12 protein-coding genes are annotated in these 9,972 nt (G+C 67.7%); 7 read left to right on the forward strand and 5 right to left on the reverse strand.

What is annotated here, in order from left to right:
• Nucleotides 1-9: 9 nt before the first annotated feature.
• Nucleotides 10-660, reverse strand: a complete 651-nt coding sequence (locus BST44_RS25655) for a TetR/AcrR family transcriptional regulator (RefSeq protein WP_083179741.1) — start codon at nucleotides 658-660, stop codon at nucleotides 10-12.
• 102 nt (nucleotides 661-762) lie between these two features.
• Between BST44_RS25655 and BST44_RS25660 the strand changes: the two genes are divergently transcribed.
• Nucleotides 763-1,242: a hypothetical protein gene (locus BST44_RS25660; protein WP_083179742.1), complete on the forward strand. Its 480-nt coding sequence runs from the start codon at nucleotides 763-765 to the stop codon at nucleotides 1,240-1,242.
• 55 nt (nucleotides 1,243-1,297) lie between these two features.
• Nucleotides 1,298-2,446, forward strand: a complete 1,149-nt coding sequence (locus tag BST44_RS25665; RefSeq protein ID WP_244184944.1) for an oxidoreductase — start codon at nucleotides 1,298-1,300, stop codon at nucleotides 2,444-2,446.
• Here BST44_RS25665 and BST44_RS25670 read toward each other — a convergent pair.
• Both BST44_RS25670 and BST44_RS25675 read right to left on the reverse strand, forming a co-directional pair.
• Nucleotides 2,413-3,270 (reverse strand): LLM class flavin-dependent oxidoreductase, encoded by an 858-nt coding sequence (locus tag BST44_RS25670; protein ID WP_083179743.1) that lies wholly within the window; start codon nucleotides 3,268-3,270, stop codon nucleotides 2,413-2,415. The genes BST44_RS25665 and BST44_RS25670 overlap by 34 nt on opposite strands.
• Nucleotides 3,271-3,293: 23 nt before the next feature.
• Nucleotides 3,294-4,052, reverse strand: coding sequence for an SDR family oxidoreductase (locus tag BST44_RS25675; RefSeq protein ID WP_083179744.1), 759 nt, complete (start codon nucleotides 4,050-4,052; stop codon nucleotides 3,294-3,296).
• 97 nt (nucleotides 4,053-4,149) lie between these two features.
• Here BST44_RS25675 and BST44_RS25680 point away from each other — a divergent pair, with 97 nt between their 5' ends.
• The 3 genes from BST44_RS25680 to BST44_RS25690 all read left to right on the forward strand — a co-directional run bounded on the left by BST44_RS25680 (nucleotide 4,150) and on the right by BST44_RS25690 (nucleotide 6,059).
• Nucleotides 4,150-5,169 (forward strand): Lrp/AsnC family transcriptional regulator, encoded by a 1,020-nt coding sequence (locus tag BST44_RS25680; RefSeq protein WP_083179745.1) that lies wholly within the window; start codon nucleotides 4,150-4,152, stop codon nucleotides 5,167-5,169.
• Between the two features lie 84 nt (nucleotides 5,170-5,253).
• Nucleotides 5,254-5,739 (forward strand): SRPBCC family protein, encoded by a 486-nt coding sequence (locus tag BST44_RS25685; protein WP_083179746.1) that lies wholly within the window; start codon nucleotides 5,254-5,256, stop codon nucleotides 5,737-5,739.
• Between the two features lie 95 nt (nucleotides 5,740-5,834).
• Complete coding sequence (locus BST44_RS25690; RefSeq protein WP_083179747.1) at nucleotides 5,835-6,059, forward strand: deoxyribodipyrimidine photolyase; 225 nt, start codon at nucleotides 5,835-5,837, stop codon at nucleotides 6,057-6,059.
• A 23-nt stretch (nucleotides 6,060-6,082) separates the two neighbouring features.
• On the opposite strand, the gene hisS is transcribed toward BST44_RS25690, so the two are convergent.
• Together hisS and BST44_RS25700 are read right to left on the reverse strand one after the other, a co-directional pair.
• Nucleotides 6,083-7,345 carry a histidine--tRNA ligase gene (gene hisS, locus BST44_RS25695; RefSeq protein WP_083179748.1) on the reverse strand — a complete coding sequence of 421 codons (1,263 nt, stop codon included), beginning with the start codon at nucleotides 7,343-7,345 and terminating at the stop codon, nucleotides 6,083-6,085.
• Nucleotides 7,342-8,013: an MBL fold metallo-hydrolase gene (locus tag BST44_RS25700; RefSeq protein ID WP_083179749.1), complete on the reverse strand. Its 672-nt coding sequence runs from the start codon at nucleotides 8,011-8,013 to the stop codon at nucleotides 7,342-7,344. The genes hisS and BST44_RS25700 overlap by 4 nt, the downstream gene beginning before the upstream one ends.
• Before the next feature lie 116 nt (nucleotides 8,014-8,129).
• Between BST44_RS25700 and BST44_RS25705 the strand changes: the two genes are divergently transcribed.
• The gene (locus BST44_RS25705) at nucleotides 8,130-9,029 is read left to right on the forward strand and encodes a peptidylprolyl isomerase (protein WP_083179750.1); all 900 of its coding nucleotides are present in this window, start codon (nucleotides 8,130-8,132) and stop codon (nucleotides 9,027-9,029) included.
• 177 nt (nucleotides 9,030-9,206) lie between these two features.
• Nucleotides 9,207-9,972 (forward strand): serine/threonine-protein kinase (locus BST44_RS25710; protein WP_142274697.1); only part of this gene is annotated, 766 nt, incomplete at its 3' end.

Consider the following 9,972-nt stretch of genomic DNA (forward strand, 5'->3'; position numbering starts at 1 on the left):
GACAACGAGTCAAGCGTGCCGGCTCGCCGCCTCTGGGCCGCGCCGGTAGGCGGCGACGTGCCCGAGCGCCATGTCCACGGCCAGTTCGACGGGCCGGGCGTCGCGCATCGTCTGGGCCATCAGCAGCCCGCCTTGCAGCGCACTCATCATGGTCAACGCGAGCTCGGGCGGGTCGGCATCGGCGGCGAGTTCGCCGTTGTCGCGCATCGCCGCCAACCCCGCGGACAGGTACGACTGCCACTCGGTGAAGGCCCGCGCAAGCTCGTGGCGCGCCGAATCGGACCGTTCGGCGAGCTCGCCGACGAGCGAGCCCAGCGGGCACCCTCCGACACCTCGCGTCGCACGGGCCATGGCCACGACGTGATCACACCACCGCTGCAGACCCTCCCACGAAGAGACCTCGCCCAGATTGGGCTGCTGGGCCGCGATGACCTGGGCGAGTTGGGTCTTCACGACCTCGCGGATGAGGGCGTCCTTGTTCGCGAAGTAGTGGTAGAGCTGCGACTTGCTTGCGCCGGTCGCCGCCATCACGTCGTCCAGACTCGTGCCCGCGACCCCCTGACCGTGTACGAGCGATGCCGCCGCCGCGACGATGCGCGCCTTCGTCGCCGCGCCGCGGGTCGTCAGCCGCCCTGCACCGGGGCGCTCCCTAGCTGGCATGCCCGAAGTGTAGAGCGAATTGGACTTGATAGTCCATTTTCGCTTCGGCACAATTTCCCCCGTGACCCGCCTGAGCTTCGGAGAAGATGACACGTCCCACGCATGCAGCCGGCCCCCGGCGTCGGGCAACCCGCGCGGGATGAAATCGTGAAGCCGACACCAGACGATAAAATCTTGAAATACAACTCGATGTTCCTGGGTACGGCAATGTTTTCGTTCGGGTTCCTGAAATTCTTCGAGCCATTTCGTACGTGGTTCGCAATTCAAATCACCAAAAGCGGACTGCCGCGATTCAGCATTCCCATGGCCATCGCGGGCGAGATGTCCATCGGACTCGGCCTGCTTTCGGCTCCCTACCTGGGGCGGTGCGGGGGCTCGAAGCTGTACGGTCCCATCGTGTCCGCCGCGTCGGCGGCCTTGATCGCCAACATGGGGGGCGCCACGTATGTGCACCTGCACCCGGACGTGCCCGCAGACGTACTTCCGCTGAAAATAAAGCCTCCGGTCATTCCCTTGCTTTTCATGTCGTTGGCCGCAGTGAATCTGTTCCGACTTCGTCGTGACAATAAACGGCGTTCATGACGGCGGAATCAAACCAGTGGACCGAGCACAACCGATACCCGCGATGGATGACCAGGTGGCCGACCTAATGCACTCACCACACCAGGCGCTCTTCACCACGGCGACCATCGGCCACGTCGACCTCGCCAATCGAGTCGCCCTGGCGCCGATGACACGAGTGAGCGCAACGGCCGACGGCCTGCCCACCGACCGGATCGCTTCGTATTACCGCGTTTTCGCCGAGGGCGGGTTCGCGTTGTTGATCACCGAAGGGCTCTACATCGACGATCAGACGAGCCAGGGGTACCTCTTCCAACCCGGCATCGCGAACGCGGCCCACGCGGCGGGCTGGCAACGGGTCGTCGACGGCGTCCACGACCGCGGGGCCAAGTTCTTCGCTCAGCTCATGCACGCCGGCAGCCAGTCGCAAGGCAACCCGCACACGACGATCACCTGGGGCCCCTCCGCCGTACGACCGAAAGGCGAGCAGTTGGCCATGTACCGCGGTGCCGGCCCGTTCGAGGTTCCGCAAGCGATGACCACCGAGCAGATCGGCCAAGTCCGCGCCGCCTTCGTCAATGCGGCGCGAAATGCGCGTGACGCCGGGTTCGACGGCGTGGAGATCCACGGCGCCAACGGTTATCTGCTCGACGCATTTCTCACCGACTATCTGAACACCCGCACCGACGAGTACGGCGGCCACACCGCCGGTCGCGTGCGGCTGGCCGCCGAGGTCTGCCATGACGTCGCGTCGGCCGTCGGTGACGACATCGCCGTCGGTATCCGGATCTCCCAGGGAAAGGTATCCGACAATCACCATCGTTGGGCCGGCGGCGAGGAGGACGCGGCCGCCATCTTCGGCGCCCTGGGCGATACCGGCATCCACTACATCCACACCACCGAATATCGCGCGCTGGCACCAGCATTCGCCGAACGCGGCAAATCGCTCGCACAGCTCGCGAAACAACACAGCAAGCTGCCGGTGATCGCCAACGGGCATCTGGACGACCCCCGTGACGCCGCGGCCATGATCGAGTCGGGCGCCGCCGATCTGGTCGCGCTGGCCAAACCGGCGCTCGCCAACCGCGACTGGCCCCATCGCGTCCGATCCGGCGTTCCGCTGTCTCCCGACGTGCCACGGGATCTGTTCGGGCCGGTTGCCAACCTCAAAGACTGGGAGGTCGAGGCGGTTCAGAGCACGGCGTCGGCGAGGCGATCCACCTGATCGACCCCTACGACGCAGGGATGGAACACCAGCCCGTCGAAACCGAGGTCGCGGTAGGCGCGCACGGTGGCCGCCGCGTCCTGCGGCGTGGTCACCATGTCGGCGACGTTGAGAGCGGCGTAGTCGGGTTTGAATCCGTAGTAGCGCTGCAGGTGCTCCCGGCCGAGCCGGACGGTGTCCTCGCCACCGAACGCGAAGTTCACGCTGGCGTGCAGCCGCGGCTGCCCCGACCGGCCCGCCTCCCGCCACCCCGCGCGTGCCCGGTCGGCGAATGACGCCTGATTCTCGTAGTCGCGCAGGGCGCCGGCCGACCAGCCGTCACCCACCGTCACGACCCGGCGCATGGTCGCCTCCGACCGCCCCCCGAACAGGATGGGGATGCGCACCGGGGCCGGGCACAGCGCCCGGTCCCCGGCGACCACCTCGGCGCGCCACGCGTGGCGCAGCAACTCCACCGTCTGATCCAACACCTGCCCGCGCCGGCCGAAATCGACGCCGGTGGCCACGTAATCGTCTCGACGGTTACCCACGCCCAACCCCACGGTCAACCGGTCACCGGTGATGCTCGCGACAGAGGCGAGTTGCTTGGCCAGTAGCGCGGCCGGATACACGGATGCGAGCAGAACGTTTGTCACCAAACTGATTTGACTCGTCGCGCCCGCCGCCGCGGACAACGCGACGACCGAATCGAGGCTTTCATAGACCAGCCGGTCGATGGTGGCCAGGCCGGCGAATCCCCGTTGCTCCGCCCGGCGGGCCCACCGCACCGTCGCCGGCCCGGGCACGTGGGAGATGTGGCTGGGCAGTCCGATGACGAGTTGCATGACGTCCTCCGTTATTTCGTTGTCTATTTCGTTGTCGGGGCCGTGTCATTGACGGCATTGAAGATCGCCCCGTAGCAGCCGTCGCGCGCGGCGAACCGCGCACGCCGGGCGGCATCGACCACCAGCTCGGCGGCGTCCGGCTTGGATCGCAGCAACGAAATCACCTCCGCGACAAAGGCATCCAGCGTCAGGGCCTGGGGTACGTTTCCGAGGCCGCGCTGCATTTCTGTCTCCACCCGCGGCGGGACGATCTCGATCACCTGAACCGCCGTATTGCGCAGTTGATGGCGCAGCGACTCGGTGTAGGAGTGCAGCGCCGCCTTGGTCGCGCAATACGTCGGCGCGACGGCCTTGGGCACGAACGCCAGGGCGGAGGTGACGTTGACGATCGCGGCGTCCGGTTGCGTGAGCAGGGCGGGCAGCAGCGACGCGGTGAGCCGGACGGGCCCGAGCAGGTTGACCGCGACGATCGCCTCCGCCGCGGTGGTGTCACCGGTCAGCAGGTTCTCGGCGCGCGTGATTCCCGCGTTGTTGATCACGACGTTCAACCCGGGATGGCGATCCGTCACCTCGGCAACCAGCCGAGTGATGCTCCTCGGGTCGCTTTGATCCAGGTGCAGGCACTCCATGCCGGGGTTGGCTGCCGCGACGGCGTCCAGAACGTCGCGGCGCCGACCGGCGATGATCACCCGGTTGCCCAGGCGGTGCAGGGATTCGGCCAGGCCGCGGCCGATGCCGCTGCCTCCGCCGGTGACCAGGACGACGTTGCGCGTCAGCTTCATGGTGCCAGGCTGACAGCGATGCTGACGGAACCACCAATGCGCGGCCCAAAATGTTGATAAGTACTCATCAACCTTCGCTATCCGTCTACTATTACTCATGATCGATTCGCTGGACGGACAGATTCTGCATGCGTTGCAGATAGCGCCCAGGGTGTCGTTTCGCCGCATGGCCGAGGTGATCGGAACGACCGAGCAGACGGTTGCCCGCCGCTACCACAGGCTGCGCCGGAACGGAGTCGTCCGTGTCGTGGGGCTGGAGAACCCGTGGGTCGACGGTGACGCCGACTGGGCGCAGTGGGTCTGCCGGATACATGCCAAGCCCGACCACATTCCGCAATTGGCCGACGCGCTGGTTCGAAGCCCGGACGTGTCCCACGCCAACGTCCTGTCGGGTTGGACCGACCTGGTGTGCACGATCCGGGCGCCGCTCGGCGACAGCCGCGACGACGTGTTGCTGAAGCGGCTGCCGCGAACGAGTTCGGTCATCGACGTCGACATCGATGCGGTGCTGCACACCTTCGGGCGAGCCCCGAGCGCGCCGTGGACGGGCTACGGCCAGACCCTCAGCGGCGATCAGGCCGAACGGATCCTCGCCGCCGCCGACCGCCCGGCGGCCGGCCCGCCGTGCCGGCCGGCGCCCGAGGACCGTCCCATGCTCGACGCGCTGGCCGACGACGGCCGCACCCCCCAGTCACGGCTGGCCGAACGCACCGGCTGGTCGGTGGCGCGAGTCGGCAGGCGCCTGGCGGCGCTCGAAGGGGCCGGGGCGTTGCTCTACGACGTCGACGTCCTTCCCGAGCGACTGGGTTACCACCTCAGCGCCATGCTCTGGCTCACGGTCGCACCCCGGCACACCCAACGCGTCGGGGAACGAATCGCGGCGCACGATCAAGTCGCGTTCGCCGCCGCCGTCAGCGGCAGGAAGAACCTGATGGCGGTGGTCATCTGCCGTGACGTCCGCGACCTGTACGGCTACCTCTCCGAGCAGCTCGGCGCCATCGAGGAGGTGCTCACCTACGAGGTCAGCATCCGCACCCAGCGCCTCAAGCAACACGGCTCCGTGATCGCGCACGGCCGGCTGATGAACCCCACCCCGCGCGGACGGGCGACGAGCTAGCGCAAGAATCGCGAAACCGAACGCGTCGCAACGGTCGTACAGTGAACGACGATCGTGTCGTACCTACGGCGGCTGCGAGGAACCATGACCGAACGCATCGAGGTCCAGCGCACCATCGCGGCGGCGGCGCCGGACATCTTCGCCGTGCTGTGCGACCCGCAAGGCCACGTGGCGATCGACTCGTCCGGGATGCTGCAGAGCGCCGCGGGCGAACCGGTGGGCGGGGTCGGTGACCAATTCGTCGTGCACATGGACCGGGAAGCGTTGAACGACTTTCCGCAATTAGGTAAATATGACGTCACCGTCGACATCACGGAATTCGAGCGGGATCGCCTGATCGCGTGGACGGTTCTCGGCCAAATCCAGCCGCCGATCGGCCACGTGTACGGCTATCGGCTCGAGCCGAGCGAAGACGGGCCGGCGACGGTGGTCACCTCCTTCTACGACTGGTCGAACATCGACCCGAAGTGGCGGGAGGCCGGAATTTTCCCCATTCTGTCCGAGGGCGCATTGCGGGCGACGCTGGGAATTCTGGATCGCACGGTCCGGCGTGGCTATCCCCGCGGATGAAGCCCGTTTTTTCGGGTAAGCGGTGAGATTTCGCCGCGGTTTTGTCGCGCATTCGAACGGGTATCAGGTCAGGGCCTCTCACGAAAGGACCTGACGTGCTGCACCAAATGATCTTGGCGAGTTCGGACCCCGTCGCGGCGGGATTCATCCTCCGCGGCATCAAAGGGATTTTCGTCGCCATCGGCAGCGTGATCGCCGCATTTGTCTGCGCGATCATCGCGATGACAAAGGGCCGCAATCCGCTCGGCTGGGGCATTCTCGGGCTGTTCTTCTCGATCCTGACATTGATCGTCGTCATCGTCATTCCGAGCAAGAAATAGCGCGGCGCCCCTACCGCGCGACTTTACCGGCCTAGTAGCGAAAGGACTTGGGCCGCAACGGAATCCATGGCCATCGACACCTGCTCACCCGTGCTGAGGTCCTTCACCCCGACCGTGCCGGCCTCGATGTCGCGGTCGCCGAGGACCAGCGCGACGCGGGCACCGGAACGGTCGGCCGCGCGCATCGCCCCCTTGAGGCCGCGGTCGCCGTAGGCCATGTCGACGCGGGCGCCGGACGCACGCAGTTGCGCGGCCAGCACCGCCAGCTTGAGCTTGGCCTGCTCGCTCAGCGGCACCCCGAATACGTCGCAGCGGGCCGTCTCCCCCACGCTCTTGCCCTCGGCGCGCAGCGCCAGCAGGGTGCGGTCGACGCCCAGCCCGAACCCGATGCCGGACAGGTCCTGGCCGCCGAGCTCGCGCATCAGGCCGTCGTAGCGGCCGCCGCCGCCGATGCCGGACTGCGCGCCGAGGCCGTCGTGCACGAACTCGAAGGTGGTCTTGGTGTAGTAGTCCAGCCCGCGCACCATCCGCGGGTTGATCACGTACGGCACGCCGAGCGCGTCGAGGTGGGCCAGCACGGTGTCGAAGTGCTGCTTGGCGACGTCGGACAGGTGGTCGAGCAACACCGGCGCGTCGGCCGTCATGGCCCGCACCTCGGGCCGCTTGTCGTCGAGCACCCGCAACGGGTTGATCTCGGCGCGCCTGCGCGTGTCGTCGTCGAGGTCGAGCCCGAACAGGAACTCCTGCAACAGTTCCCGATACTGCGGGCGGCAGCTGTCGTCGCCCAGCGAGGTGATCTCCAGGCGGAAGCCGTCCAGGCCCAGCGACCGGAAGCCGGCGTCGGCGACGGCGATCACCTCGGCGTCCAGCGCCGGATCGTCGACACCGATCGCCTCCACGCCGACCTGCTGAAGCTGCCGGTAGCGGCCGGCCTGCGGACGCTCGTAGCGGAAGAACGGCCCCGCGTAGCAGAGCTTGACCGGCAGGGCGCCGCGGTCCAGGCCGTGCTCGATCACCGCGCGGACCACCCCGGCGGTGCCCTCGGGCCGCAACGTGACCGAGCGGTCGCCGCGGTCGGCGAACGTGTACATCTCCTTGGACACCACGTCTGTGGATTCGCCGACGCCGCGGGCGAACAGGGCGGTGTCTTCGAAGATGGGCAGCTCGATGTCGCCGTAGCCGGCGCGGCGGGCGGCGCCGAGCAACCCGTCCCGCACGGCCACGAACTGCGCCGAGTCCGGCGGGACGTAGTCCGGCACCCCCTTGGGCGCGACGAACTCGCTCACGGGCTCAGGCCCTCGATGAACGGGTTGAAACGCCGCTCGGCGCCGATGGTGGTGGCGTTGCCGTGCCCCGGCAAGACCACGGTGTCGTCGTCGAGCACCAGCAGTTTGTTCACGATCGAGGTCAGCAGGTCGCGGCCGCTGCCGCCGTGCAGGTCGGTGCGGCCCACCGAGCGCTCGAACAGGGTGTCGCCGCTGAAGACATAGTCTTTGTCGTCCTTGTCGGACGACACCCGGAAGACGACCGACCCGCGGGTGTGCCCCGGGGTGTGGTCGACGTTGACGGTCACGCTGCCCAGGTCGAGCTTGTCACCGTCGCGGTCCAACTCGACGACCTGCTTGGGCTCGCGGAAGAAGGCGCCCGCCACCAGCTGCGCCACCCGCGGGCCCAGGCCGTAGATCGGGTCTTTCAACATGAACCGGTCCTCGGGGTGGATGAAGGTCGGGCAGCCGTAGGTGTCGGACACCTTCTGCGCCGACCACATGTGGTCGATGTGCCCGTGGGTGAGCAACACCGCGGCCGGGGTCAGCCGATTTTCGTCGAGGATTCGCCGCAACGGGCCCATCACCCGCTGCCCCGGATCCACGATGACGGCGTCCGTTCCCTGCCGTTCGGCCAGCACATAGCAGTTGCACTGCAACACGCCGGCGGGAAATCCGGTGATCAACACGTTTCCCAGTTTCCCACGGGCCCCACTTGACACCGGTCGCGGCGCCCACATTAGCCTGGGCTGGCCACCGACGCCTGTTGCGGGCCCCGACCCACCGACCATGGAGGCATACGGCCGTGCCGACCAACGAACAGCGACGCGCCAACGCCAAGCGCAAGCTCGAGCGGCAGCTGGAGCGCCGCGCCAAGCAGGCCAAGACTCGCCGGATCGTGTTGATCGCCGCCGGCGCGATCGTGGCCGTTGCCGTGGTCGTCGCGGTGGCGCTCGCGGTCGTCAACGACAAGCACGAGCACAAGAGCAACACCGCGGCGAGCACCACCTCGTCCGCCGCGACCGGCTCCCCGGAGTCGACGACGCCCGCCGGGCCGACGCCGGCCGTTCCGCCGTTGCCGGCGTTCAAGCCGTCGGCCGACCTGGGCGCCAACTGCCAGTACCCGGCCTCGCCGGAGCCGGCCGCCAAGCAGGTCAAGCCGCCGCGCACCGGCAAGGTGCCGACCGACCCCGCTCAGGTGAGTGCCAGCATGGTGACCAATCAGGGCCGGATCGGGCTGATGCTCGCGAACAACGAATCACCCTGCACGGTCAACAGTTTCGCGAGCCTGATCGGTCAGAAGTACTTCGACAACACCAAATGCCACCGGTTGACCACCTCGGCGGACCTGGGCGTGTTGCAGTGCGGCGACCCCAAGGGCGACGGCACCGGCGGTCCGGGCTACCAGTTCGCCAACGAGTACCCGACCGACCAGTACCCGCCGAACGACCCGAAGGCGCAACAGCCGGTGCTGTATCCGCGGGGCACGCTGGCGATGGCGAACGCCGGGCCCGGCACCAACGGCAGCCAGTTCTTCATGGTGTACAAGGACTCTCAACTGCCGCCCCAGTACACCGTCTTCGGAAAAATTCAGGACGACGGGCTGGCCACGCTGGACAAGATCGCCAAAGCCGGGGTCGCCGGCGGCGGTGAGGACGGCGCACCGGCGTCCGAGGTCACCATCACCTCGCTGCTGCTCGACTAGCAGTCACTCGACCAGCAGTTGGTCGACTAGCAGTTGGTCGACTAAAGCCAAGCGGCGCAACGCCGCCGATTCGGCGGGAATCGCGCGCCCTACGGGCGGTCCACCGCTTAAGGTCGTGGCGTGGGGACAGAGTCTTTCGGGCATTACCAATTGCTGGACGTGTTGGGGCGCGGCGGCATGGGCCAGGTCTACCGCGCCTACGACGCCGCCACCGATCGGGTCGTCGCGTTGAAGGTGCTGCCGCCGAACCTGGCCGAGGATCAGGAGTTTCAGCAACGATTCCGCCGGGAGGCCCGCATCGCGGCCAGCCTCAACGACCCCCATGTGGTGCCCATCCACGGTTACGGCGAGATCGACGGCCGGCTCTACGTCGACATGCGGCTGATCGAAGGCCGCGACCTGCTGGCCTACATCGGCGAAAACGGCGGACGCCTGTCCCCCGAGCGCGCGGTCGCGGTGATCGAACAGGTTGCCGCGGCGCTGGATAGCGCGCACCAGGTCGGGCTGATCCATCGCGACATCAAGCCGAAGAACATCTTGGTCACCACCGCGCGCGACTTCGTCTATCTGATCGACTTCGGCATCGCCCGCACCCTGGCCGACACGGCGCTCACCCAGACCGGGCACACGATGGGCACCGTCGCCTACATGGCGCCCGAGCGGTTCAGGGGCACAACGGATCACCGCGCCGATGTGTATTCGTTGGCCTGCGTGCTGCACGAGTGCCTGACCGGCAGGCGGCCCTACGCCGGCGAGAGCCTCGAGGAACAGCTCAACGCGCACCTGAACACCCCGCCGCCGAGGCCGTCGACGACCGCGGCCGGCGTGCCGCCCGCCCTCGACGCGGTGGTCGCGCGGGGGATGGCCAAAGACGCCGAGCATCGCTACCAGTCGGCGATGGAACTCGCCGAGGCCGCGAGGGCGGCGCTGACCGGCTCGGCAG

It is taken from the genome of Mycobacterium scrofulaceum (genome assembly GCF_002086735.1).
Classification (GTDB): Bacteria; Actinomycetota; Actinomycetes; order Mycobacteriales; family Mycobacteriaceae; genus Mycobacterium; species Mycobacterium scrofulaceum.